The following is a 25,306-nucleotide window of genomic DNA, read 5'->3' on the forward strand; positions in this document are numbered from 1 at the left end:
TAATGACGACTCCTCTAATCTAAAAACTGCATAGCTAATGATGAAGCACCAATTACGCCTGCATCATTGCCTAGTTCTGCTAATTTAATTTTTGTGCTTTGGTTAACTTGCGGGAAAGTAAATTGGAAGAAGTATTTTTCAACACGACTACGTAAAAATTCTCCAGCTGCACTTACCCCACCACCTAAAACAATGCTTGATGGATTCAACGTATTGCCTAAATTTCCACAAGCTAAACCTAAATAAAAACAAACTTTATCGACAACCATTAAAGCAAAATCATCGTTTTCTTGCGCTAACTCAAAAACGTCTTTACTTGAAATATCTTGCCCGTCATCTAAACGACGCTTTAATTCAGAATCGCCTGCATACTCTTCGGCTAAGTGACGCGCCACTCGCACAACACCCGTCGCACTTGAGACCGTTTCTAAACAACCAACTTTACCACAAGTACAAGGGAAACCATTTGGGTCAACCGTAATATGGCCAATTTCACCCGCACAACCTGCCACCCCATGAAGCAACAAGTTTTCCATGATAATTCCGCCACCAACACCAGTACCTAAAGTAATAAAGATGACATCAGGATTATTTTCCCCGGCACCTTTCCAACGTTCACCCAAAGCAGCGACGTTCGCATCATTATCCATCGCAAACTTAATTCCTGTTCCGGCTTCAATTTGATCACGAACCGGTTGCAATGTTTTCCAATTTAAATTATAAGCGCCAATTACAGTACCATTTTCACGATCAACACTTCCAGGTGTCCCCATGCCAATGCCAATAAAGTCTTCTGCTTTTAATCCATATAATTCTAAATGATGATTCACTGAAGCAATAATATCTGGCACAATATGTGAACCCTCATCCAAAATATTCGTTTCAATACTCCATTTTTGCTGAATTTCGCCTTCTTTAGTTAAAATGGCGAACTTCACTGTTGTCCCACCTAAATCAATTCCAATTAACTTTTTTTCTGACATTGTTACTTTTCCTCCCGACTAAGCTCAATTTGATGTTCTCTTTTTAAAATGGTCCATGCTCTAAGATAGGTTTGTTGATCGATTAAACGCCCCTCATATAAGTGCTTAACCTCTTGCGACATCATTTCGATATCATAAATTCTTTTGCCAAGATAAATAATAATTCCGAAACGTTTGAGTAGCTGCTGTACGTCATACAAACTTTCCATTTAAAAACACTTCCTACATTATACTATAATTGTTATTTTTTGAAACCTAAAATCCGACTTAAACTTTTTATTATGGGTGTCTACTTAACAAATCATTTTACCAAAGATAAATTGATTGAATGTTTCTTATCTGTTCTCATATTATTCATTGATTTATAAATTTCTATATCTCATAAACCCATAAAATAAACAAAAACCAACGATAAAAATTAAGATTAATGCAGACAAAATTTTAACATGAATCGAATAGGTTTTTCCAACTCTTGGTGGAAACCCAACTAAATTTCCCATCAAGATTCCGCCGACTAAACCACCTAAATGCCCAAGTAGATCAATCGAGCGATCAAACATCCCAAAAATAAAACTCAACGCAACAAATAAAGCAAACTGCCGAACCATCGCTTGAATCGCATAATTATTTTTAAAATGATAACCCAAAATAGCAAACGCACCAAACATCCCAAATAAAGCCGTACTTGACCCCGCCGATTGTACGCGCGGATCATTAAACGCAAAACTCAGTAAATTCCCAAGCACACCGCTCATTAAATAAATGGCAAAAAAGCGCCAATGCCCATAAATCGCTTCAACTTGTTGTCCCATATAATAAAGTACCACTGAATTAACCGCAAAATGCATTAAACCAAAATGAATAAACATCGGCGTAACAAAGCGCCAAAACTCTTGATTAAAAACAATGGATGGGCCAAACATCGAACCACGAAACTCAATTAATAAGCTTGGAAAGACATACGCCAGTAAAAAAACTGCCGTTTGAATAGAAAGAAAGCTTAAAGTAATAAAAGGTTGATTCTTTAAATTTTTAAAATTTATTTTATTCATTTACTGCCCCGCCTTTATAAGAATCTGTGTAAATTTTTTGTACAGGAATATCAAATTCTTCTACTTCCCAATCATCATATAATTGCTCTGAGAAAACCAAACTACATGTTTTCCCTTGATAATCAGCTAAATAGCGGTCATAAAACCCACCACCAAAACCAATGCGAAACCCCCGACTAGAAAAAAGTAAACCGGGAACAACAATTAAATCAATTTCATCTTTAGGTAAAAATAAATTTGAAAGCGGCTCTTCCACTCCAAATTTCGTTGTCGTATATTCCGTCTGCGTATCCACTTCATAAAAGGCTAAACGTCTTTCAGGCAATGACTTTGGCACTAAAACTTTCTTTCCTTCTAAAAAAGCTTGTCGCATCACTTTACTTGTATCAAACTCAAAATCGACTGCTTTCACAACCGCAACTGACTGCGCCTCTTTCCACTGCTTTGAAGCAAAAAATAATGCTAAGATTTGTTTTTCTTTTTTATTTTTTAATTTTTCATGACGTGCCAATTCTTTTAATTTTTGAATAGCAAACTGTCGTCTTTCTTTTTTATCCATCATCCACACTCCTACTGAAAATAGTACCGAAAAACAGACAGAATAGCAAACTGAAATCACTTATTCACAAAAAGTTCAAAGATGAAAAACGTATTTAGAAAATGAATAGCCAAAAATACATTTTCATACAATGGCTAGTTTTTGTTTTACCGATAACAAATTTTCAAATATTCGAGTTTAAAACCAGATATAAGCTAGGTTGGCTGAATAGATTGCGGTACTTTTAAGTCGCCGATTGAGTTAATGCAATTTGCTTACTTCCTTTCAATAATTAGCAATCACGATAAGGTAGTTCTTACTTACTATATATTTCAGCATCTCTATTCACACGTACTTTAGCACGTGTTATAATAAACACATAGAAAGGAGACAGGAATGAATGCGAAACAAGTGATTAAAATATTGAATCAAGATGGTTGGTATCTCGATTCCCAACGCGGGAGTCATAAGTATTACAAACATCCTAGTAAAAAAGGAAAGGTGACCGTTGCTGACCATGGCAAAAAAGAGATACCTCTCAAAACACTTAACTCCATTTGGAAAACAGCGAGTCTGAAATGATATGCTAGCTTCCAAGCATTCTATCTATCTCAAAAGAAAGGATTGATTCTATGTATCTTTATTATGCCGTTTTCAATTTTGAAGATGAGGCTATTAACGTTTCGTTCCCTGATTTAGAAGGTGCTGTTACTTTTGGCGAAAATATGCATGAGGCACTCTATATGGCAAAAGACTTACTAGCTGGATGGCTTTTAGGAGAAGAAGAAGATGGCAATACTTTTCCCATCCCTACTGAACCGAATGATATTAATGCCAAAAAAGGCGATTTAGTCATCCCTATTGAAGTAGATCTTGATTTTTATCGTAGAAAATTCGACAGTACTCCAATCAAAAAGACTTTAACTATTCCTAATTACCTAAATGATTTAGGTAAGAAAGCAGGCATCAACTTCTCTCAAACTCTAACAGAAGCTTTAAAAGAAAAATTAGGCGTTTAATTGTATTCAACAAAAAGATTGCTCAACTAGTATTGTGCGATCTTTTTGTTGCGATTAATCACCGCATAGTTTACAGATACAACCTTGTCTTTTGCAGCACTTACGGAGAGATTATTAGCCACCAAAGTGTTTATGGTCGTTCTTCACGTATTGCAGAGAAAGCAGAATTGCCTAATATTGGTTTGCACGGCTTCCGTCACACGCACGCTACTTTGTTATTCGAGAGTGGTGTAAACATCAAAGAGATTCAACATCGCTTGGGACATTCCGATATTTCTATGACAATGGATGTGTATACGCACGTCACGGATAGCGTAGAAAAGAAGGCAATTTCAACATTAATTGAACACTTTGGTTTTTAGCGAACGTAGTCAAAAGCGTAGTCAAAAACTTTCCTAAAAAACAAAAAAGAGCTAGAAACCCTGACACACAAGGCTTCTAGCTTCGACTAAACGTTAATTATTTAGTTTCACGGTGTAAAGTAACTTTTCTTTCACGTGGGCAGTATTTTTGTTTTTCTAAACGATCTGGAGTGTTACGTTTACTTTTGCTTGTTAAGTAGTTACGTTCTTTACAAGAAGTACATTCTAAAGTGATGTTTACGCGCATGATTTTCCCTCCCATACAAAAAGAATTCTCTAAGACATTTCTCAGACTTGAATATAATAGCATGATTCTGTAACAAATGCTAGTCTTTTTTTGAAATTCGTTAAGTAGTTTTACTTGACGAATTATTTTTTATTTAAAATCATTGGTTTATCTATTTTGAGTTGTTTTTTTGTTTAGAATCTTTTTTTATTGTTACTGAACGAATGTCATTATGATCTTAAAGGCGTTTTGTCAATGCTTTGTATGGTATTCTTAAAAATAAGAACCTATGATTTCAACCTAGAAGCCTATTTTGAAGTTCATTCATTTTTATTTTTCGCTTTGTTAAATTCGTCAAGTAAAACTACTTACATTTTTGTCTTCTATTTTCCAAACCTTCTTTTTCTCATTCTAAGCTTCTTTCATGCTTATACGAAAAAAACAGCATACAAACTTCATTCAGAAGAGGTATGCTGTTTTTTTATCGCTAATATAGCTTCACTTATTTTAGTATCTTAAAATCGCAATCAAAGCTTTTTGGCCAGGGGCATCTGCTTGATCTAATAACGAAACTTCTCCCCCGTGGTTAATTACATCAATCGCAATCGTATTTAATTCTTGACGCCAATCGTATTCTTCATCGACGTTTTCACCAAAACCTGGAACTAAATTCGAAGTGGCAATAAAGAGTTGTGAAATACGTCCTAGGCTAGCCGTTTGTTTAATATCAGCTAGTTGATCATAATATTTCGCTTCAATTAATTTTTTATAATTTGAAATTTGTTTTTGAGCTAATTCAATGGAAATAATTTCTGCTCCTCTAGATAATTCAGCAACGCTTAAAGAAGTTGGAGATAAAGGAACGCCGACACCTTCAGTTGAAACAATATTTTTGGCATACTTTTTGAACATCGCTTGATTCTCTGGTAAACCAAAAAGATAAAGGGGTAATTTTTCTTCTTTTTCAATAAAATTGCGTAAAAAGTCCCCGATTGCAATATAATAGTTCGCCCAGTCAATAGCAACTTCTTCTTCTTTATCACTTGTTCCGTGTTGTCCAGAACCGCTCGCATTCCCCGAGGAACGGAAATTCGCGCCGCCTCCAGTAATTTCTTCTCCTAAAGCTTTTTTCAATGTTGTGGGGGCTTCTTCTGGTAATTCAACTGTATTTAATCGATTGTTCTCCATTTTGTACAATGACATGGAATCGCGATTTAATGCTAATAAATAATAGTCGTAATTGTATTGTGCGTTTTTTATAATTGCAAGCAAGTAAGGTGTATCCCCTACATAGTACTGATCATCAACTTCAATGTTTAGATGGTGCACCAATGTTTCTTCTGGTGTCAAAATAATCGCAATACTTTTTGTCGTATTACGCCAAAAGTCTGCGCTGTTTAAAATGGCGTCTGCTTTTGTTTGAATTTGGTTCCAATCTAAATCTGGATAACGTTTTGTGTAGCGTTTTTTCGCTTCTTTGATAAAATTTTTGAATTTCAAAATGTCTTTTTCGATTTCTTGATGTGCAACATGTGTATTTAACATAACAGTAACAAAGGGTCCTTTAACCTGATCTGATGCGAGTCGATTGAGTAATTCTCTACCAATTTTTGCCATAAATAATCTCCTCCTACAATGTTTTTAATACAACTCTAGTTTAGCAGATAAAGTGAAACTAGCAAAATAAAACGGTTACACAAATGGTTTTTTCATATAAATTGTAGCATTCTCAATGAAAAAGACTTGCTTTCCTTTGATTATCACGTATAGTAAGAATTGAAAAAAACTAAAAGAGGATAATAAAAATGCGTGTAAATAAATTTATTAGTGAAGCCGGCAAAGCTTCGAGACGCGGGGCCGACAAACTGGTCGAAGAAGGCCGCGTAACGATTAATGGAAAAAAAGCGAAAATCGGGAGCCAAGTCAATCCTGGTGATGATGTACGAGTGGATGGCAATCAGCTTTATGTCGCTCGAAATAATGTCTATATTGCGTTAAACAAACCAGTAGGAATTACCAGTACAACCGAAAAAGGCGTCAAAGGTAATATTGTCGATTTAGTCAATCATCCTTTTCGTGTTTTCCATATCGGTCGACTAGATAAAGATTCTGAAGGGCTCATTTTACTCACAAATGATGGCGATATTGTCAATGAAATTTTGCGTTCTGAAAATCGCCACGAAAAAGAATACATTGTTTCCGTTGATCGTCCAATTACGCCTGACTTTTTAGCAAAAATGGCGAAAGGTGTCAAAATCCTTGGCCAAACCACACTCCCTTGTGAAGTGACCCAGTTATCAAAATACGAATTCAATATTATCTTAACCCAAGGACTAAATCGCCAAATTCGACGTATGTGTGAAGAACTCGGATACAACGTTGTTCGTTTGCAACGAATTCGAATTATGAATATTCAACTAGGTAACAATTTACCAGTCGGACAATGGCGTTATTTATCAAAAAAAGAAAAAAGTGAGTTATTTAACGAGTTAGATTACGAACCACGTGAATGGTAACAATCGCTTCTAATCAAAAAAATCCCATGGCGGCAAAACCAGCCCATGGGATTTTTTTCGATTCCTTTAAAATGAAGGAACGAGTGTTGCAGAATGTTCATTTTCTAAAAACGCTAGAACTTCTGGGCTTGTCATCGCCTTTTTTAAAGCTTGGATTTTTTCTGAATCTTGATTGTCTTCTCTGGCAACCAACTGAATAGAAAAACGATCGTCAATTTCTTTTTCTAAGAAGATTGCATCTGCTGGTTTTAAACCAATTTTTGAAATATAAGTTGGGTAGTTATAAACAAGAGCCACCCCTGGTTCACTATATGCTTCAGCCAAGTTTAATAAGTCAACAGGCAACCATTCTAAATTCTTAGGGTTACTAACAATATCTTTTGTCGTTGCGTTTGTCCCTACCCCTTCTGTTAATTCAATTAAACCCACTTCATTTAAAATCGCCAGCGCACGGCCTTCATTCGACAAATCACTTGGAAGTGCCACTTTACTGCCTTCTGGAATTTCATCAATTGATTGGTAATCTTTTGAGTAAAAACCTACTTTTGCATCATAAATAGGTTGCAGTGCGACTAAGTTTGCGTCTTTTTCACTATTAAATTTTTCCATAAAAGGTTTATGTTGAGCAAAACTTGCATCTGCTTCTTTGTTTGCGACCATATCGTTGTAAGCTACGTTATCGTTGACTTGCACTAATTGAATGTCCCAGCCATCTTTTTTAGCCACTTCGGCTGCTTTTTTCACCACATCTGTCATTGGTGGGGCTTGACTAGCTACTTTAATCACTTTATCTGAAGCACTCTCTTGGCCACTCGTACCACAAGCTGCTAATAATCCAATAAAACTAATTCCAATCATACCTAAAATCCATTTTTTCATTCTTTTTTCCTACTTTCTATGATCAATTTGATAAGCGAGTTGGTTCCCTAACATTTGAATAATAAAAACAATCACAATCATAATTAGTACGGCTGTATACATAATCCCATATTGGTAACTTTGGTAGCCATACCGAATTGCAAAATCACCAATTCCACCACCACCAACAATCCCCATTACAGTAGAATAAGAAACCATACTGACAATCGTTGTCGTAAAGGCTAACACTAGCCCACTACGCGCTTCAACCAATAAGAAATGCCAAATGTATTGCCAAGTTGACGCTCCTAATGATTGCGCTAAAACGGTTATTTCTTTTGGTAAATCAAGTAAAACTTGTTCGACTAAACGCGCAAATATCGCGACCGCAACAAAACTTAAAGGAAATGCTGCTGGTACCGGACCAAAAGCGCGACCAATTACAAAACGAACAACAGGAATTAAAACAATTACAAATAACAAAAATGGAAACGAACGAACGATACTCACAAAAGCATTGGCCAGCCAATAATTCAAGGTTTGTTTGCCATCATTTGCTTGTGGATGACTTAAAAATAAATAGATACCTAAAAATAAACCTAGAAAAAAACCAAAACTAAGCGAAATGCCCATCATGATGCCTGTTTGTTTCAAAGATAACAGCAACTCTGGCCAATAATATTGAATTTGTTCAAATAAAGTCATTGGCCCAACCTCCTTTTTACTTTCTCAAAGTAGCTTTCTGACTCTTTGACTAATTTTTCAGGTTGGTGTGATAATTCACCGAGTAACCGACCTTCTTCCATCACTAAGATACGGCTACAAGTTTTTTTGACTGCTGCTAAATCATGACTAACAAAAAAGATCGTGACGTCCATTTCGGTATGAATTTTTTGTAACAAACGTAAGACTTCATCGGCGTACTCTTCATCTAAGGCACTTGTCACTTCATCACACAATAACAGCTCTGGTTTTCGTACCAATGCACGAGCTAAAGCCACTCTTTGTTTTTCGCCACCTGACAATTGGCTAGGATAAGCATGCGCTTTTTGTTCTAATCCAACGAATGTCAGTAAAGAGGTAACGACACTTGTTTCTTTTTGACCACTTAATTTTAACGGTAAGGCAATATTTTCTGCTACGGTCAAATTATGTAACAAATTAAATTGTTGAAAGACCATTCCAATTTTTTCTTTCATTTGTTGTTTTTCTCTTGCTGATAAAGTAGCCACTTCCCGATTTTCTAAATAGAGCTTGCCGCGAGTTGGCGCTTCTAGTAAATTCAATAAGCGCAAAAGAGTTGATTTTCCAGAACCACTTTTACCGACGATACCGACAAATTCATTGGATGATACTGAAAAAGAAAGATCAACTAAAGCCAATTTCTCATCATAAAGTTGCGAGACTTGTTCGAAACGATACATTTGACCGCCCCCTAGTGAAAGAATACAGAAAGAAAATCCGCATGAGATAAATTCAAGCAGTAGTCTTCAATCGGAAAATTTTCGATTTGCTCAGCTAATGCATCTTCTATAAATGGTAACCCGACTAAGAAGTGTTCGAATTCTTGAATTTCTTTCATTCCAAAAAAATCGCCGGTAATCTTAATCGCCGAAATTTTACCTTCATCGATTGAAAAATCAAAACTTAACAACCCCACACCAGGAATGCGACGTCGTTTCTTCCATTCAAAATTGGGCGTCTCTTTATAAATCCAATCATCATTTGCATAGCGTGAGTCATAGATTTTTTGAATGGCTGCTTCATCGCTAGGACTTAAAATGACTTCTAAATGAGCAATTTCTGCCCGATTTTTTACTTCATATAATTGACAAAGGGTCGCTTCCATTAAGGCTTCCATTGTCATATCTTGGTAATTTTTATCTAAATAAGGTTTGAGATTTGTCACACTTTTCCGAACTGATTTTGACGCTTTCGATTCAATTTTTTCTTGTGGTACGGTTAGAACTTTTTCTAAAACACTTAAATCGACATCAACCATTAATGTGCCATGAGAATAGGTCCGACCTTGCTTGGTATACATCGCATTACCGGAAAATTTCTTTCCTTCAATATAAAGATCATTTCTACCGCCAATCGTTGCGGCCTTTGCCCCCATTTTATGCAACGCGGCCAACATTGGTTCAGTAACTCCTTCGTAATCACCAAAAACCGTTTGTTGCTTATCAGTAACAAAGCTAAAACAAAAATTCCCTAAATCTTCGTAAACAGCTCCACCACCTGAAATTCGTCGGGTTAAGGTAATATCATTCGCCCTTAAATAGGCTAAATCGACTTCTTCATATACATTTTGATTCCGGCCAATGATAACACATGGCTTTTGCCGATACAACAGAATTAATGGTTCTGTTATATCTTTTTTATTTAAAAGATATTCTTCGGCTGCTAAGTTCCAACGAATATCTAGCTTATCTGAAACAAAATAGCGCATTTAAATCCCCCTATTTAAAAAGTTACAGCTTGAAAAACTGTACTTTTTTGATTATAAATCTGTTTCAAAAAAAATACAAATAGAATGAATTGCTTTAATTTTCACTTCAATTATTACAATTTAGTGAAACAAACGCACGTACTCTCATTTTATTCTCAAAATACCTTTGTTTAATTTTTTCTTAATCATTTAGCCACTTTAAAACGTTGATTTCATCGCGTTTCATTCATTAAACTCTCAAGTAATCTTATAAAATTTCAGTAACTCGTTTGACTTTTTCAAAAAAAATATGGTAAACTTATTTATGGAATTTCGTTATGAACGTTATCGTTGCCTTTCGTCAAAACAAGAGAGGAGAATGAATATGACTTTTTATAACAACCAATTGGAATACCGTGTAACGTTGAACACAGAGCTAAACTTATTTATCGTTTTTGATAAAAAAGATGAGAATCACTTCGCAACCGGTCAAACCATTGAAGAAGCAGTACAAAGTTTAACAAAAAACTTATAAGGAGTGTCACCCCTCACATGATCAACTTATGCGAGTACTGAAAGCCTCTACTGAATTTAAACAGTAGAGGCTTATTTTTTTATTTTGCTTTCAACTCATGGATAATTTTTCGTTTATACGCTAAAAACGCTTCAGACAATTCGTACTCATCGCATAACTTTAAATGAGGATCAATCACGACTTCAATCAACTGATGGGATTGATGACCTTTTAAAATATAAATTCGATCAGACAACTTAATAGCCTCATCAATATCATGAGTGATAAACAGCGTCGTCAGTTGCAATTGTTTTTGAATTTTTAAATACCAGTCGTGGATTTCAGATTTTGTAAATGGATCTAAAGCACTAAAGGGCTCATCTAACAAAATAAAATTAGCTGAAAACAAATAGGTGCGTAGTAAAGCCACTCTTTGTCGCATACCACCAGAAAGAGCTTGTGGATAAGCTTTTGCAACGGATGCTAAGCCAAATTCCTCTAACAATCTTCGCGCTTTTTCCAACGCTTCTTTTTGCTTTATCCCTTGTAAAATTAAAGGTAACGCCACATTTTCTTCAATGGTTTTATAAGCAAATAATAAATCTTTTTGCAACATATAAGAAACTTTTCCAGTCTGATTCACAATGGATTGTCCATCTAACAAAATGTCCCCAGCAGTTGGCGCAAGCAGTCCTGCAATTAAATGAAACAAGGTCGATTTGCCTACTCCGCTTGGACCGACAATGCTGACAATTTCTTGATCATTGACATAAAAGTTTAATCCTTCTAAAACAGGTTTTTCCGCAAAGCTTTTCGATAGATGCTTGACTTCTAATTTTGCCATCTTATTTTACTCCACTAAATAATCATTTGTAAAACCAGTATTTTCCGGAATTGTATTTTCAACTAACTGATTTTCACTCAGCCAATTATAAAAAGCATTCCAACGATTTGGGTCAATCACACCCCAGTTGGTACTTTGTGCTTGATATTGATCAGCTAGCCACTTTTGACTTGCATTAACCAACGTTTCATCCAGTTCGGGTGCAGCTTTTAATAAAATTTTAGCTGCTTCTTCTGGCGAGGCAATCGTTTCTTCATACCCTTTTTTAGTTGCTTGTAAAAATCGCTTAGCCACGTCGGTATTTTTTACTAGAAAATCATTATTGGCAATAATAACAGGAGTATAGTAATCAAAAACTGGATTTAAGTCTTTAAAATAAAAGAAATCAGTCGGCACTTGCTGAATTTCGGCGGAAACACCACCCCAGCCATAGAATACCCAAATACTATCTGCTTGTTTTTCTTTTAGCGCAAGAGATTCGTCTACAATGTTATTCGGGATTAATTTCACCTTAGAAAAATCACCCCCATCTTTTTCCATCACGTTTTTGATCATCGCCTGTTCAACAGGTGAATCCCATGTCGCGTAAGTCGTACCTTCTAATCCTTTTGGTTGCTCAAGTCCTTCATCTTTGCGAGACATGATTCCTGAAGTGTTATGTTGCAAAATCGCTGCTACCGTCGTTATCGGCAACGGTTCTTTGGCTGCATAGTTGGCTGCTAACGAATCTTGTGCAGATATGCCAAAAGCTGCTTTACCACTTGCAACGAGCATTGAAGCAGAATCTTCTGAAGGTTGGATAATCTCAACATCTAGACCAAGGTCATCATAATAACCTTTTTCTTTTGCAACGTAAAGACCAGTATGGTTAGTATTGGGCGTCCAGTCAAGGACAAATGTGATTTTATCTTTCTTTTCTTTTGATTTTGAAGCTTGGCCATTACCGCAAGCACTAAAAAGGATTAAGCAACTAAACCCAAGCCCTAATTGAATTAATTTTTTCATTTATTTTCCCCTTCTTTTTTCCAAGGCATGGCTATTTTTTCTAATAAATTCACCACAGCCATCAGTAACAAACTAATTAAAGAAATCAGTAAAATAACCGCAAACATTTTATCAAATGCGTACGATTTGCGGACCCGAGTCATATAAACCCCTAAACCTTCGAAACCGCCTAACCATTCTGAAATCACGGCGCCAATTACCGCATAAGTAACACCAATTTTTAAAGCCGAGAAAAAATCACCTAAACTTGCTGGTAACTTCACGTGCCATAGTATTTGGCGAGTATTTGCTCCCATTGAATGCATTAAGCGTAGTTCATCTTGATCCACCGAAGAAAAACCATTTAACATGGCGACTGCAACTGGAAAAAAGATGGTCACGACAATTAGAACAACTTTAGGGAAAATACCAAAACCAAACCAAATCGTCAATAAGGGTGCCACTGCAATTGTTGGGACCGTTTGTGTCAAGACAAGTAGCGGATAAACAGCTTCTTTCACTTTTTCAAAATGATCCATGACAATCGCAACGACAACACCAAAAAATACCCCTAACAATAATCCTAAAGCAGCCTCAATTAAAGTGACACGTGCATGAAAGGCTAATAAAGAAAAATCTTGAATGAAGGCTTGCCCAACTTGGATTGGTGAAGGCAACATAAAAGATGGCACAAGGCCAAAGAAACTCACTAGTTGCCAAAGCAATAAAAGAAAGACGACTGAAAAAACAGAAGAAAGCTTAATGTGCGTGCTTCGCGGTCTTCTCTTCAATTCCTAAAACCTCGCCTTCCGGACGATAAACCGTTTTTATATAGGATGAGACAGCCGGCGCTCCAGCTTTCACAGCGATTAATTGACAATTTTTAACGACGGTCATCAATTGATCAAAATCCCCTTCAATACTTGTTTCAAAAGCCCCCACTTGGTAAGTTAAGCCGGTGCTTTTTATATAATCAATTACTTCATCCACAATTCGTACCACTTCTTCGGTACTTTCGACTTTTGGTAAAATTTGAATCGCAACACTTGCTTCCATTTTTTCTCCACCCTTTTTAATTAATTAGCAAAACAAAAAGGCATCTTCTCCAGATATAGAGAACACGCCTTAAGATATCAAAATAAAATTTGACTGTAGCATGCTTCCTACACTGGTGTTAACCAACAGGTTCAAAGAGTCAGGTTTTAACCTTCTCAACGCAATTGCGTCCCTCTGCATCTCGATTGAATTGTCTTTGCTTGTGGCTTAGTATAGCAGACCTACACAAACTTTGCACGATTTTTTTGTCTGTGTTATGTTTGTAACGAAAGAATCAACAAAATATGAGGTGAAAGAAATGGTAAAAGACGGGCTTTATTGGGCAGACCAACTAAAAACAAAACAACTTTCCTTTTCTGAATACGTTCAGCAACTAGAAGCTAAAATCAAACAATTGAATCCAGAAATAAACGCTCTTGTCACTTTTGAAAAAAAAGCGGCTCTAGAACAATATAAAAGAACACCGAAACTTGAAGAAACACCCTTTGGCGGTTTACCGATTGCTTTAAAAATGCTTGGACAAGACAAAAAAGATTGGTTGTCCACCAATGGAAGTCGGCTATTTACGAATCACCGAGCCAAACAAACGAGTCATTTTGTTCAAAGGCTCGAGCAAAATGGTTTCATCCCGATCGGCCAGAGTGCTTCACCTGAATTTGGATTTAAAAACGTAACGGATGCTAAAATTTATGGCGATACAAGAAATCCCAATCAACTAGATCGGTCGGCTGGTGGCTCTAGTGGTGGCGCAGCCGCTTTAGTTGCATCGGGTATTTTCCCACTTGCTGCAGCAAGTGATGGCGGTGGTTCGATTCGCATCCCAGCTTCTTTCAATGGATTAATCGGGCTAAAACCAACCCGCGGGACAATGCCAGTTGGCCCTAGCGGTTGGCGTTCTTGGCAAGGAGCCGCCATTTCTTTCGCATTAACCATTTCAATGCGTGATACGGAAACTCTTTTTTATGGCATGCGCGGAACAGAAAGTGCGGCCCCTTATCAAGCACCTTTTTCTGAATGGCACCTACCAAAAAATAAGCAAAAAAAATTACGAATTGCCTACCATACGGATTCACCGGTAGGAAGCTTTGTTTCACCAGATGCCATCGAGGCGGTAAAACAAGCGTGCCTTTTCTTAGCGCAACAAGGGCATAAGGTAGAAGAAATTGTTTACCCCGTCAATGGACCACAATTAATTCGTGACTATTATCAAATGAATGGCGCGGAAACGGCGGCAATGTTCGAAAACATTCAGCAAGCGCTAAAACGTCCCTTGACAAAAGCAGATATGGAATTAATGACTTGGGCAATTTATCAATATGGACAAAAATTATCAGCAGCTAGTTACGTCCATTCTCTTGCTTCTTGGGATGAAGCAGCTTGGAAAATGGAAAATTTATTTTCAACCTATGATTTATTTCTATCTCCTACAACGGCGCATGTCGCACCAAAAATTCAAACGGATCTACAAAGCGATACAATTCGTCAACGTTTGAACCATTTTGAAGACTATTCTGCTAACGAAGCTGCTTTTTTTATTTATGAAATGTTCGAAAAAAGTTTGGCTCTTTCACCGTATACACAATTAGCGAATTTAACCGGCCAACCAGCAATCAGTTTACCCACCTATGCCACTGAAAAAGGTTTGCCTCTAGGTATTCAATTTATGGCAGCTAAAGGACGAGAAGACCTATTATTCCAAATTGGTTACGTATTTGAACAAGCTTACCAATTCTGTTTAGCAAAAGCTTATCGCTAAAAAAAGAAGTGCCACTTACTTTTAAGAGCAAGTGGCACTTCTTTTTAAAATTAACGCCAATAAAACAAGGCATACAAAATAAATAAATGAATAGGATAAAACCAATACGCTACCCATTGAAGACCTGGATTTCGAGACCCCTTTTGGCCATTATAAAGCCAAATAAAGATTAAAGAAAAAACAGCAAACCCTTGCGTCGGGAAATCATAAGTCCAACCAAAAATCGTTAATGGGATACTCAACCCTTGAAAAAAAACAACATTTAAGCAAACAAGGGAAACAAGTTGGCCTAGCCAAGCCCCCGGAAAACCTCTAAAAAGATAAAATGCAACAATGGTTAAGATACCCATTCCGCCATAATCGACCATCGTTAACGTAGCCAATAGACTGAGTGCAATTAGCGTGACCAATGCAAGTAGACCCCTTTGCCACGTTTTTTCACGACAGGCTATATCCAGAACTTTTATCACTAATAAACCTAGTAAAAGTGTAAACATCACGTTTTGATGAAACGGATAAATAAAAGATTCCGTTAAAAATAAATTGAATGGAATTTCTGAAATTAAAGCAAATAGAAATAAACGTTGAGCATAACGCTTAAAATTTGACGTGTGATAAAACCCCTCAACAATTTTGAAAGCAAAAATCGGAAAAGCCATCCGTCCGATATTTGTTAGCCACTGATTTCCTGGAATAATCGTTGCCCACATATGATCCAGTAACATAAAAAATAATGCCAAAAATTTCAATTGATTCGCATTGAGACACTTTAAACTAGTCATTTTTTTCATTTTCATCCACCCTTTGCGCCTGTTCATAACAATGAGTACTTATTTATTCTAACATATTCTATTAGTGGACGCAGTGGCAAACAATCATTAATTTTTTTATAAATCACTAAGATTATCTTTATTTTTTTAAATAGTTATCGTAATATAAAGATACACGAGAAATACAAATATGCGAAAGTTTCCATTTTGTTTGTGGAAATTTAGTCACAACTGGCGTAGCTATAGGGCTACAAGGATGTAATAGTGGTTAGGGATTACATCGTCTAAATGAGAAAAAATGAAACAGTAGTAATAGTCTTGATCCAACTTTAAAATATTGATATTGCATCGTTAGATAGCCCGCTTGGTTTGCCAAGCGGGCTATTGTCCATTTATTCAAGTAACGCGAGGTCGTAAATGGTGTAATCACAGCGATAAACAAATAAATACTTACCATCAATTAAAAGACCGGTACTTTTAGGAACTTCTGTCTTATACAACGAAACTTGATTCCCTGCATACGTCGCTAGTGGTGTGCCATTTTGACTGCGAATAAGAACGACTTTTTTCTTACCCAAAAAAGAATTGCGTTGTTCATTGACCATTGCATTGATGACCGGAATACCCCTTTGTAAATTCGCAACATCAACCGTTTGAGTATAGGTGTCAAATACATTGTCTAATCCTTTTTCAGCAATAATCATTGACGAACCAACATGGTGCATTTCTTTTGTACCAATCGTAATTTTAATTACAGAAGAATCTTTACTCTCTAAATCCGAGTCGAACGTTTGGTCACGCTCAATTAAAATCGACTTGCCAGTAATTTGATCAATCAATTGACTACTTTCATCATACGTTTGAATCGTCATCTCTAGCCCTTTAAAACTTTCTTCAAAACCTTTAAAAAACATCCGAATGTCTTGACAACCAGCTAAAAACAAACTCACTGAAAGTAGCGATAAGAAAACAGCACCCATTTTCATTGTTTTTTTCATTTACTTCCCCTCCTTCTTTCATTTTACTTTATTCTTTTCTTCTTTTCCCCCAACTTAAGCCTGATTTTCAACATTCAGGCAAGAAATTTGAATACAATTGCGTCTTTTGTAAAATCGCAAGTGCGGCAGCAAAGTGATCTTTTAACGCCAAAAATTCTTCGCTAGGTAATGTCGCAAAGTTCTCTTCTAGCTTTCTTTCAAATTGTTCTTTTCTTTTGCTATGAATCGCTTTTCCCTCAGAGGTCAAATAAACATTTACCATGCGCCGGTTTTTAGTATTGTGTTGCCTTTTAACTAAATTCATTTGCTCTAAATTTGTAATCCAACGGCTAATTTGAACTTTAGACGTCCCCACTTCTTGCGCGAGTTCTGTCATTGTCACTCCTTCTCTTAATGCCACAATTAATAAAATAAATAAATCCATTTTGGTTAATTTTAATTTTGCAATTTCTTCATCAATTCCTTGAAACAAAGAATGATTCAAAAATTGATACACTTCAATAATCGCACTTAAATCAAACGAATCCAAACCAATCCACTCCTTTCATTGAATTTATCTTACAAGAAATTCACAATTTGTTCAAATGTAAATCATTGATTATTGTTAACTATCGTGCTACCCTTGAAGATATTAACAAAATCTCTCAAACAATTAGGAAGTAGGATAACGATATGCTCGAATTAAAAGAAATAAAAAAATATTATAAAGTTGGCGACACCATTACAAAAGCGCTTGACGGCGTCTCTGTTGCTTTTCGTAAAAAAGAATTTGTCGCCATTTTAGGGCCAAGTGGTTCCGGAAAAACGACGATGTTAAACGTGATCGGTGGTTTAGATAATTATGATTCAGGCGACATGATTATTAATGGAAAATCAACCAAAGAATTTAAAGACCGTGATTGGGATGCTTATCGAAATAATTCCATCGGTTTTATTTTTCAAAGTTACAACTTAATTAGCCATCAAGGGATTATCGATAATGTTGAATTAGGGATGACTTTAAGTGGGGTTTCAAAAACAGAACGTCGCAAAAAAGCAGAAGAAGCCCTCATTCGTGTTGGCTTGAAAGATCATATGAATAAACGCCCCAATCAACTTTCTGGTGGGCAAATGCAACGAGTCGCGATTGCGCGTGCTTTAGCTAACGACCCTGACATCCTACTTTGCGACGAGCCAACCGGAGCACTTGACTCTGAAACAAGTGTTCAAATTATGGCCCTCATCCAAGAACTCTCAAAAGAAAAACTAGTGATTATGGTTACTCATAATCCGGAATTAGCCCATGAATATGCCGATCGAACCATCGAATTTTCAGATGGAAAGATTATCACCGATTCCCATCCTCATATTGAAGGAAAAAAGAAAGAGGTTTTTCAGCTTAACCATACTAAAATGAAATTTACTACCGCTTTACGCTTATCGTTTAACAATATTCGTACCAAAAAAGGACGAACTTTTTTAACTACTTTTGCATCAAGTATTGGGATTATTAGCATTGGCATTGTTTTATCGTTATCGACCGGTTTTCAAAAACAAATTGACCAAACACAAGCTGAAACGTTAGCTCAATTCCCGATTACCATCTCACAAATAACCAGTGAACAAGACCCTGAACTTTTTGAAGACCGCATGGCAAAACCTACTTTTCCAGATACAACCGCAGTTACCGCCAAGCTTAGCGATGCCGACCGCGCCCAACATACAAATTTAATCGATGAAAATTTTGTTAATTATATTAAAAAGATTGATCCTGAACTTAGTAATAATATCGGCTTTACGCGTTTAGTTAATTTAAACTTATTTAGAAAAATTGACGATACGATTCAAAGTATTGCTTTTTCAACTAACGCATCTGAAAGTAGTCAAACAAATACCATGATGAGTATGATGGCTGCACAAACAGGGATTGGTGTTTCTTCTTTTCCCATCCAATTGGATGCGGAAAAAGGCAATTTCCTAAAAGATAATTACACGGTGTTAGCCGGAAACTATCCAACAGAGGCCAATGATGTCGTTTTAATTGTTGATGCAAACAATACAACCAATTTAAATTCCTTAAGAAACCTTGGCTTTGAGGTAGAAGATGGTGACCAAATTGACTTTGATCAAATCGTAGGAACAAAAATTACTTTAGCTTACAATGATGCTTTTTATACCGAACTACCTACCGGAAACTTCATACCTAATCAAGATTTAAATGAAGTCTATCAAAATAAAGACAATGAAGAGTTAACGATTCAAGGGATATTAAGAGTAAAAAGCTCTTCAACGATGGATTTACTTGCACCTGGTATCGCTTATAGTGACGCTTTCGCACAAAAAGTGATTGCAACAAATCAACAATCACAAATTGTCAAAGCACAAAAAAATAGCGAGACCAATGTCATGACCAACGAAAAACTTGATGCTAGCCAAAAAGAGAATTTTTTAAGCGTCTTAGGTGCGAGTGAAATTCCTTATAGTATCATGATTTATCCAAATGACTTTAAAGCCAAAGATGCTATTTTGGATTATTTAGATGCCTATAATCAAGGAAAAGACAAGAAAGATCAGATTATTTATACTGATTTAGCAGGAACGATGACTCAATTAACTGGCGGCTTAATGGATGCCATTACTTATGTCTTAGTCGCTTTTGCTGGTATTTCATTGGTCACTAGTATGATTATGATTGGTATTATCACTTATACTTCTGTCATCGAACGAACAAAAGAAATTGGCGTGTTAAAGGCCTTAGGTGCTCGTAAAAAAGATATTACGCGCGTTTTTGATGCAGAGACCGCTATTTTAGGGGTTGGTTCAGGGGTTTTAGGGATTGCGATTGCTTATTTTGCAACGTTCCCAATTAATCAATTATTGTATCATCTAACAGATTTAAAAAATGTGGCTACTTTAGACCCGATCCATGCTATTTTGTTAATCATTGTTAGCACCGTTTTAACGATGTTGGGTGGCCACATCCCAGCGAAAATGGCTGCCAAAAAAGATGCCGCAATTGCTTTAAGGGCCGATTAGCTCTGACTGTTCAATCTTACCTTTTTCAAGTATAATTAAAGTATCAAATACACAAGGAGGTTTTGTCAATGACCGATAAAAACAGACCCGACACGCCTGTTTTAAAAGACGGACCTAGTGCAAAAGAAAAGCCACTAAAGGAAATCTTGATTGATTACGAAGAAAAACAGACCCTTGTTGCATTTGCTACGACGCTTGAAACAATCGCTCGAAAATTAAAAGAAGATGGACAGTTCATGTTTACGCAAGGAACGGAGCGCTTGACAATTGTACCAAACGCCGAACTAGAAGCAGAATTTAAGTACGAGAAAAAAGGCACCAAACATTCTTTTGAAATTGAATTTGAATGGGATGAACAGGACGTTGCTTCTGGCAAAATGAAAATTGAATAAATTGATTTGAAACGGTGACTTAGATTGGTCACCGTTTTTTTATGTTTCTTATTTAATCGGTAGACACTAATTATCAATCTAGTTGTTTATTTGGAAAGAGCATTAATAAAAAAGACGAAATTCTCTCCTTTTTACAGAAAGAATTTCGTCTTTTTTAAACCATTTCGAGTGCATCCATCAATTGCTCATGTGTGTAGCCAAACATATAATTCTCGTTATAGTCATTTGCCTGATAAATGAGTGCGGCATCATAAACACTCATCGCATCGCCTTCTTCATCATACAATCCATTGACATGTTTACGCTGAATCTCTTTTTTCTCTTTTTCAACCATCATAAACACTCCCTTGATTTTTTTGTATGCAGTAAAAGCGCAGACTTTCATCTTGCCTTCTTTTCTTTATTATAGCACGTTTTCGTTCGATACTAAAAATTCTCTAAACTTTGACATCTTTCAATTGTTTTAAAATAAGTCCTCCTTTTTTCTTCTAAGCCAACAATGCATCCACCGCTTGTAAATAATAGTTTACCGAATAAACGAGTGCCCGATCATCCACCGTAAACGCTGGATGGTGAAGTGGAAATTTCGTCCCCGTCCCAATCCAAGCAAAATAAGTAGGAACATGTTCTTGATAATAAGCAAAATCTTCACCACCTAAACTAGGCGGAAGGGTTACGATTTCTTTTGCAACGTTTGCTAAAACAGGGGTAATTTTTTGCGTAAGGTCTTTATGATTTTCAACTGAACTTGGACCAACCACCCAATCAACTCGCGCAATTTGCTGATAGTTATCCGCTGTATTTTTGACAATTCGATCAATCATTTGGTGAATTTTCTGGCGAACAGTTGGATGAAACGTACGAACAGTTCCTTCAAAAATAAATTGATCAGGAATCACATTCCATGTCTCCCCAGCCTTGACATGCGTAACGGATACAACTGCTTTTTCACTTGCTGAAAGGTGTCGACTGACAATAGCTTGTAAGTTAGTGATAATTTGAGCCCCGGTCACGATTGGATCACTTCCTTGTTCAGGATGGGCCGCATGTGTTCCTGTACCATGAACGGTTACTAAAAAACGATCAACATTTGCGGTCTGCTTCGTTATCCCTTGTCCGACGACACCTAAAGGCAATGTTGGTGAATTATGAAACCCGACTAATGCATCCCAATCTTGGAAGTCTATGTTTTCAATTACAGATTTCGCTCCTTGAAAAATTTCTTCCGCAGGTTGAAAGACAAAACGAACTTTTCCTGGAATTTCTTGTTCTTTTTGTTTTAATAACTTAGCGGCACCTAAAAGGGATGCCGTATGAAAGTCATGACCACAAGCATGCATCACACCTTTATTTTTTGAGCGATAAGAAACATTTGTAGCTTCTTGAACAGGTAATGCATCAATATCTGCTCGTAACCCAATGACTTTACCAGTATTGACCCCGACTTCAGCAACCAGACCTGTTTTTAATTTCGTGTCTAAAATACGAATGCCTTCTGTTTCTAGATACGATTTAATAAATTGTGTCGTCAAAAATTCTTTGCCCGACAACTCAGGGAATTGATGGATTTTTTGCCTTGTTACGCTTAATTCTTTAAAAAAACCAGCTTCTTTAAACATAATGCTCCCCCTTATTTTTGCAAATCTTCTGGAATAAACCAGTAATTATTCGTGTTTTCTTTTGCTAAGTATTCTGCAAATGCATCTGATTTATAAGCTGCAACGATTGCTTTTGCCCAATCTGTGTTAGCATTTTTTCCATCCACTGTTACCACTAATTCATAATTTTTTAAAATGTCTTCGCTTAATAAACTTTTTTCAGCTGGAATATTGGCACTATAGACGATACTTCCTGGAATAATCGCATAATCCACATCGGCTAAACTCCGCGGAATTTGAGCAGAATCCAACTCGTTGATTGTCAAGTTTAGTTTATTTTCAACAATATTGCTAGGCGTCGCTGCAATCGGCTCAATTGCGGAATCCAATGTAATCCAACCCGCCTTTTGTAAAATCAACAGCGCACGAGCCATATTCGACGGATCTTGCGGAATCGCAACCACATCGCCTGCTTCCACCTCAGCCAAACTTTGTTTACGACCACCAAAAATCCCCGCTGGAACCGTTGGAACAGAAACAATTCCTTTTAAGTTCGCATCACTATTTTCATTAAAATTATTTAAATAAGCCGTATGTTGATCCACATTGAAATCAATATCCCCATCGTTTAAAGCCACGTCTGCTTGAAGAAGCGCGTCAAAAGCAACTTCTTTAATTTGATAGCCTTCTTTTTCAAGAATTGGTTTGACTGCGGTCAAAAACAACTCACTGTATGGCCCAGGTGATGTCCCCACTGTAATGGTTTGCTTTGCTTCTCCACCTGTATTTTCTGTTGCATCGGCTGCTTTTTGATTATTACCACATGCCGTTAAAAAAATTCCGAGACTAATGAATCCTACAATTCGCTTAAATAACTTACTTTTCTTCATATAATAAACTCCCCCTATTTTTTTACTTTCTTACTTTTCTAACTAAAAACAAACTCCTTCCTTCGATTTTAAAACAACAAAAAACGCCCCTTTGCCGTATGAAAACGACAAAGGGACGATTAAAACCGTGTGACCACCCTTATTCGTGTTATTTTCACAAATAACACCTCAACAGTTCAAACAAACTGCGCAAAATATCGGTTGCAACCGTCCACAAAGCGTTAACCTTGTGAAAAACTCAGAGCTCATCTTCACTTTTAAATTTGTTCCTCTTTTTCACCAAACGGAGGTCTCTGTTTACAAATTACGCAAGTTACTCTTCTCGTCAATGTTTAATATTAAATTTAGATTAAATTATAGCGAGCGTGTTTCTAATCGTCAAGTCGAAAACAAAAGTATAAAAAAATCCTATATTTAATTAAACATGGCTTTACATTAATTTTAAATGTTTCAAACTAATATCTAGCACGGGGGCTGAATGAGTCAATGCCCCACTTGAAACGTAATTTACGCCAACTTGTGCAATTTTTTTGATATTTTCTTTGGTGATGTTACCGGAACATTCTGTTTCTGCCCGACCATCAATAAATTGAACGGCGGCTTGCATTTGTTCAGGCGTCATGTTGTCTAACATAATAATATCGGCCCCAGCTGCAAGCGCTTCTTCAACTTGTGCCAATGACTCGACTTCAACCTCGATTTTACGAATATGGGGGGCATATTGTTTCGCTGCTCGAACCGCTTCTTTTATGCCACCCGCCGCATCGATATGATTGTCTTTTAGTAACACACCATCAGATAAATTGTAGCGATGATTCTTTCCCCCACCAACTTTTACTGCATATTTCTCAAAAACACGCATACCCGGCGTTGTTTTACGTGTATCGAGTAATTGTGTTTTCGAGCCTTCAAGTAAAGCAGTTACCTCTTTTGTATAAGTCGCAATTCCACTCATACGTTGCAAATAATTTAAAGCCGTTCGCTCACCGGATAAAAGGATACGAACATCGCCACGAACAATACCTAAACATTGGCCAGCCTCAACAAGCGCACCATCTTCAACAAAAAATTCACACTGGGTCATTGAATCAAGTAAAGTAAATGTTCGTTCAAAAACGCTCAAACCAGCAATTATACCAGCTTCTTTACTAATTAGTCGTACTTCTCCTTGTTGCGCCATTGGCATGACCGCATTTGTTGAAACATCTTCGTGATTAATATCTTCTTCTAAAGCTAAGCGAATATGACGCTCAGCAACAACACTTAAGGTGATTGTATTCAAATAACTCGCTCCTTCTTCTTTTGTACACTCGTAATTTGTTGCGCGGCTCTTTTAGCAAAAACCAGACTTTCTAGTAAACTGTTACTTGCTAAACGATTTTTCCCATGAACGCCATTACAACTTGTCTCTCCCACTGCATATAGACTGGCCATGCTTGTTTGCCCATTTAAATCGACCGCGATTCCACCCATAAAATAATGTTGAGCAGGGACAACTGGAATCATTTCTTGCGTCAAATCGTAACCTTTACTTAAACAGTGCGCATAAATATTGGGAAAATGTGTTTTAATTTTTTCTTTTGATACCTTTTCAAAAGATAACCAAACGTGGGGACGACATGTTTTTTTCATTTCAGCAAAAATTGCTTGGGTCACTTGATCGCGTGGCAACAATTCATTTACAAAGCGTTCTTTATCGGTGTTATACAATAAAGCGCCTTCGCCTCGCGCTGATTCCGTAATTAAAAAACGGCGTCCTTTTTCTTCCGTATAGAAAGTTGTGGGATGGATTTGGACACACGCCATATCAGCCAGTTCAATATGGTATTTTTTAGCCAAAGATAAACTATCACCGGTTAAGTTTGAAAAATTTGTTGAATGTTCATATAAACCACCAATCCCGCCCGTTGCTAAGACTGTTTTTGATGACTGAACGGTATGTAACGTGCCATCTTGAAGCCGCACGACAATGCCGACACAAGTATTGGCTTTAATTTGCAAATCAATCATCGTTGTATATTCAAAAAGAGTGATATTTCTTCGTTTTTTTACCTTATCTTGTAAAACTTCTGTCATTTTCTTCCCTGTAATATCTTGATAATGGCAAATTCTAGCTACAGAATGAGCCCCTTCTTTTGTATAATGTAAGCTACCATCAGGATTACGATCAAAATTTACACCTAGATCAATTAATTCTTGAATAATCGCTTGACTTTCATGAATCATAACCGCAACACTTGCTGGATTACAAGCATTCTGCCCGGCGCGCAACGTATCTTCAAAGTACAACATATTGTCTTCTTTACCTAGGCAAACACTAATTCCCCCTTGCGCCAACATTGAATTACAGTCTGACAGAGAGCTTTTACAAATCATCAACACTTGATATTCTTTAGGTAAGTGTAGGGCCGTAAAAAGTCCTGCCACTCCACAACCAACAATAATTACATCATATTTTTCACGCCATTTTTCCACTTTTTCTCCTTCTTTGCTTTCAATTATGT

Annotated in this window: 30 protein-coding genes and 1 riboswitch; of the genes, 8 read left to right on the forward strand and 22 right to left on the reverse strand. The window is 36.7% G+C overall.

Annotation, left to right across the window (positions count from 1 at the left end; genetic code table 11):
• Positions 1-14 precede the first annotated feature (14 nt).
• The 4 genes from JOD14_RS02450 to JOD14_RS02465 all read right to left on the reverse strand — a co-directional run bounded on the left by JOD14_RS02450 (position 15) and on the right by JOD14_RS02465 (position 2,594).
• The gene (locus JOD14_RS02450; RefSeq protein ID WP_204653110.1) at positions 15-983 is read right to left on the reverse strand and encodes an ROK family glucokinase; all 969 of its coding nucleotides are present in this window, start codon (positions 981-983) and stop codon (positions 15-17) included.
• Between the two features lie 2 nt (positions 984-985).
• Positions 986-1,192 (reverse strand): YqgQ family protein, encoded by a 207-nt coding sequence (locus JOD14_RS02455; protein WP_204653111.1) that lies wholly within the window; start codon positions 1,190-1,192, stop codon positions 986-988.
• A 153-nt stretch (positions 1,193-1,345) separates the two neighbouring features.
• Positions 1,346-2,035: a rhomboid family intramembrane serine protease gene (locus tag JOD14_RS02460; RefSeq protein ID WP_204653112.1), complete on the reverse strand. Its 690-nt coding sequence runs from the start codon at positions 2,033-2,035 to the stop codon at positions 1,346-1,348.
• Positions 2,028-2,594, reverse strand: a complete 567-nt coding sequence (locus JOD14_RS02465) for a 5-formyltetrahydrofolate cyclo-ligase (RefSeq protein WP_204653113.1) — start codon at positions 2,592-2,594, stop codon at positions 2,028-2,030. Before JOD14_RS02465 ends, JOD14_RS02460 begins: the two co-directional genes overlap by 8 nt.
• Before the next feature lie 375 nt (positions 2,595-2,969).
• Between JOD14_RS02465 and JOD14_RS02470 the strand changes: the two genes are divergently transcribed.
• The 3 genes from JOD14_RS02470 to JOD14_RS02480 are packed head-to-tail and all read left to right on the forward strand — an operon-like array spanning position 2,970 to position 3,954.
• Positions 2,970-3,155 (forward strand): type II toxin-antitoxin system HicA family toxin, encoded by a 186-nt coding sequence (locus JOD14_RS02470; protein ID WP_204653114.1) that lies wholly within the window; start codon positions 2,970-2,972, stop codon positions 3,153-3,155.
• Between the two features lie 50 nt (positions 3,156-3,205).
• Positions 3,206-3,592, forward strand: coding sequence for a type II toxin-antitoxin system HicB family antitoxin (locus tag JOD14_RS02475; protein ID WP_204653115.1), 387 nt, complete (start codon positions 3,206-3,208; stop codon positions 3,590-3,592).
• A 32-nt stretch (positions 3,593-3,624) separates the two neighbouring features.
• A complete protein-coding gene (locus JOD14_RS02480) occupies positions 3,625-3,954 on the forward strand; it encodes a tyrosine-type recombinase/integrase (RefSeq protein WP_239576049.1) in 330 nt (109 codons plus the stop codon).
• 97 nt (positions 3,955-4,051) lie between these two features.
• On the opposite strand, the gene rpmG is transcribed toward JOD14_RS02480, so the two are convergent.
• Both rpmG and JOD14_RS02490 read right to left on the reverse strand, forming a co-directional pair.
• Positions 4,052-4,201, reverse strand: coding sequence for a 50S ribosomal protein L33 (gene rpmG / locus JOD14_RS02485; RefSeq protein WP_161903421.1), 150 nt, complete (start codon positions 4,199-4,201; stop codon positions 4,052-4,054).
• 486 nt (positions 4,202-4,687) lie between these two features.
• A complete protein-coding gene (locus tag JOD14_RS02490) occupies positions 4,688-5,797 on the reverse strand; it encodes a baeRF6 domain-containing protein (RefSeq protein ID WP_204653116.1) in 1,110 nt (369 codons plus the stop codon).
• Between the two features lie 188 nt (positions 5,798-5,985).
• Between JOD14_RS02490 and JOD14_RS02495 the strand changes: the two genes are divergently transcribed.
• Positions 5,986-6,696 (forward strand): pseudouridine synthase, encoded by a 711-nt coding sequence (locus JOD14_RS02495; RefSeq protein WP_204653117.1) that lies wholly within the window; start codon positions 5,986-5,988, stop codon positions 6,694-6,696.
• Between the two features lie 66 nt (positions 6,697-6,762).
• Here the strand turns inward: JOD14_RS02495 and JOD14_RS02500 are convergent, their stop codons facing one another.
• Genes JOD14_RS02500 through JOD14_RS02515 form a run of 4 tightly spaced genes read right to left on the reverse strand, consistent with a single transcriptional unit; the run spans position 6,763 to position 10,006 of the window.
• Complete coding sequence (locus tag JOD14_RS02500) at positions 6,763-7,575, reverse strand: MetQ/NlpA family ABC transporter substrate-binding protein (protein ID WP_204653118.1); 813 nt, start codon at positions 7,573-7,575, stop codon at positions 6,763-6,765.
• A gap of 9 nt (positions 7,576-7,584) precedes the next feature.
• The gene (gene emtB / locus JOD14_RS02505) at positions 7,585-8,259 is read right to left on the reverse strand and encodes a metal ABC transporter permease EmtB (RefSeq protein ID WP_204653119.1); all 675 of its coding nucleotides are present in this window, start codon (positions 8,257-8,259) and stop codon (positions 7,585-7,587) included.
• Entirely contained in the window at positions 8,256-8,978 is a 723-nt protein-coding gene (locus JOD14_RS02510) for an ATP-binding cassette domain-containing protein (protein WP_204653120.1), read from the reverse strand. The genes emtB and JOD14_RS02510 overlap by 4 nt, the downstream gene beginning before the upstream one ends.
• Positions 8,979-8,989: 11 nt before the next feature.
• Positions 8,990-10,006: a lipoate--protein ligase gene (locus JOD14_RS02515; RefSeq protein WP_204653121.1), complete on the reverse strand. Its 1,017-nt coding sequence runs from the start codon at positions 10,004-10,006 to the stop codon at positions 8,990-8,992.
• Positions 10,007-10,370: 364 nt separating this feature from the next.
• Here JOD14_RS02515 and JOD14_RS02520 point away from each other — a divergent pair, with 364 nt between their 5' ends.
• A complete protein-coding gene (locus JOD14_RS02520) occupies positions 10,371-10,520 on the forward strand; it encodes a hypothetical protein (protein WP_204653122.1) in 150 nt (49 codons plus the stop codon).
• A 79-nt stretch (positions 10,521-10,599) separates the two neighbouring features.
• On the opposite strand, the gene JOD14_RS02525 is transcribed toward JOD14_RS02520, so the two are convergent.
• Genes JOD14_RS02525 through JOD14_RS02540 form a run of 4 tightly spaced genes read right to left on the reverse strand, consistent with a single transcriptional unit; the run spans position 10,600 to position 13,383 of the window.
• On the reverse strand, positions 10,600-11,343 hold the full coding sequence (locus JOD14_RS02525; protein WP_204653123.1) for an ABC transporter ATP-binding protein: 744 nt from the start codon (positions 11,341-11,343) through the stop codon (positions 10,600-10,602).
• A 6-nt stretch (positions 11,344-11,349) separates the two neighbouring features.
• Positions 11,350-12,348, reverse strand: a complete 999-nt coding sequence (locus JOD14_RS02530) for an ABC transporter substrate-binding protein (protein WP_204653124.1) — start codon at positions 12,346-12,348, stop codon at positions 11,350-11,352.
• Positions 12,345-13,118: an ABC transporter permease gene (locus JOD14_RS02535; protein WP_239576050.1), complete on the reverse strand. Its 774-nt coding sequence runs from the start codon at positions 13,116-13,118 to the stop codon at positions 12,345-12,347. Before JOD14_RS02535 ends, JOD14_RS02530 begins: the two co-directional genes overlap by 4 nt.
• On the reverse strand, positions 13,087-13,383 hold the full coding sequence (locus JOD14_RS02540; RefSeq protein WP_204653125.1) for a thiamine-binding protein: 297 nt from the start codon (positions 13,381-13,383) through the stop codon (positions 13,087-13,089). Before JOD14_RS02540 ends, JOD14_RS02535 begins: the two co-directional genes overlap by 32 nt.
• A gap of 87 nt (positions 13,384-13,470) precedes the next feature.
• Positions 13,471-13,569, reverse strand: a riboswitch (TPP riboswitch).
• 112 nt (positions 13,570-13,681) lie between these two features.
• Between JOD14_RS02540 and JOD14_RS02545 the strand changes: the two genes are divergently transcribed.
• Positions 13,682-15,139 (forward strand): amidase, encoded by a 1,458-nt coding sequence (locus JOD14_RS02545; protein WP_204653126.1) that lies wholly within the window; start codon positions 13,682-13,684, stop codon positions 15,137-15,139.
• Positions 15,140-15,189: 50 nt separating this feature from the next.
• Here the strand turns inward: JOD14_RS02545 and JOD14_RS02550 are convergent, their stop codons facing one another.
• The 3 genes from JOD14_RS02550 to JOD14_RS02560 form a co-directional block, all read right to left on the reverse strand.
• On the reverse strand, positions 15,190-15,930 hold the full coding sequence (locus JOD14_RS02550; RefSeq protein WP_204653127.1) for a TraX family protein: 741 nt from the start codon (positions 15,928-15,930) through the stop codon (positions 15,190-15,192).
• Positions 15,931-16,301: 371 nt separating this feature from the next.
• Positions 16,302-16,895, reverse strand: a complete 594-nt coding sequence (locus JOD14_RS02555; RefSeq protein WP_204653146.1) for a DUF5052 family protein — start codon at positions 16,893-16,895, stop codon at positions 16,302-16,304.
• Positions 16,896-16,974: 79 nt separating this feature from the next.
• Complete coding sequence (locus JOD14_RS02560; RefSeq protein WP_204653128.1) at positions 16,975-17,436, reverse strand: MarR family transcriptional regulator; 462 nt, start codon at positions 17,434-17,436, stop codon at positions 16,975-16,977.
• Between the two features lie 143 nt (positions 17,437-17,579).
• Here JOD14_RS02560 and JOD14_RS02565 point away from each other — a divergent pair, with 143 nt between their 5' ends.
• On the forward strand, positions 17,580-19,922 hold the full coding sequence (locus JOD14_RS02565; protein WP_204653129.1) for an ABC transporter ATP-binding protein/permease: 2,343 nt from the start codon (positions 17,580-17,582) through the stop codon (positions 19,920-19,922).
• A gap of 68 nt (positions 19,923-19,990) precedes the next feature.
• Positions 19,991-20,314: an amphi-Trp domain-containing protein gene (locus JOD14_RS02570; protein ID WP_204653130.1), complete on the forward strand. Its 324-nt coding sequence runs from the start codon at positions 19,991-19,993 to the stop codon at positions 20,312-20,314.
• 154 nt (positions 20,315-20,468) lie between these two features.
• Here the strand turns inward: JOD14_RS02570 and JOD14_RS02575 are convergent, their stop codons facing one another.
• From JOD14_RS02575 to JOD14_RS02595, 5 genes are all read right to left on the reverse strand, one after another.
• Positions 20,469-20,648: a hypothetical protein gene (locus JOD14_RS02575; protein ID WP_204653131.1), complete on the reverse strand. Its 180-nt coding sequence runs from the start codon at positions 20,646-20,648 to the stop codon at positions 20,469-20,471.
• A 154-nt stretch (positions 20,649-20,802) separates the two neighbouring features.
• Positions 20,803-21,933 (reverse strand): amidohydrolase, encoded by a 1,131-nt coding sequence (locus JOD14_RS02580; RefSeq protein WP_204653132.1) that lies wholly within the window; start codon positions 21,931-21,933, stop codon positions 20,803-20,805.
• A gap of 11 nt (positions 21,934-21,944) precedes the next feature.
• The gene (locus tag JOD14_RS02585; RefSeq protein ID WP_204653133.1) at positions 21,945-22,802 is read right to left on the reverse strand and encodes a MetQ/NlpA family ABC transporter substrate-binding protein; all 858 of its coding nucleotides are present in this window, start codon (positions 22,800-22,802) and stop codon (positions 21,945-21,947) included.
• Between the two features lie 430 nt (positions 22,803-23,232).
• Positions 23,233-24,084, reverse strand: coding sequence for a carboxylating nicotinate-nucleotide diphosphorylase (nadC, locus tag JOD14_RS02590; protein ID WP_204653134.1), 852 nt, complete (start codon positions 24,082-24,084; stop codon positions 23,233-23,235).
• Positions 24,081-25,277, reverse strand: a complete 1,197-nt coding sequence (locus JOD14_RS02595) for an L-aspartate oxidase (protein ID WP_204653135.1) — start codon at positions 25,275-25,277, stop codon at positions 24,081-24,083. The genes nadC and JOD14_RS02595 overlap by 4 nt, the downstream gene beginning before the upstream one ends.
• Positions 25,278-25,306: the final 29 nt, after the last annotated feature.

Origin of the sequence: Enterococcus lemanii, assembly GCF_016909125.1 — a bacterium.
GTDB classification, from domain to species: domain Bacteria; phylum Bacillota; class Bacilli; order Lactobacillales; family Enterococcaceae; genus Enterococcus_I; species Enterococcus_I lemanii.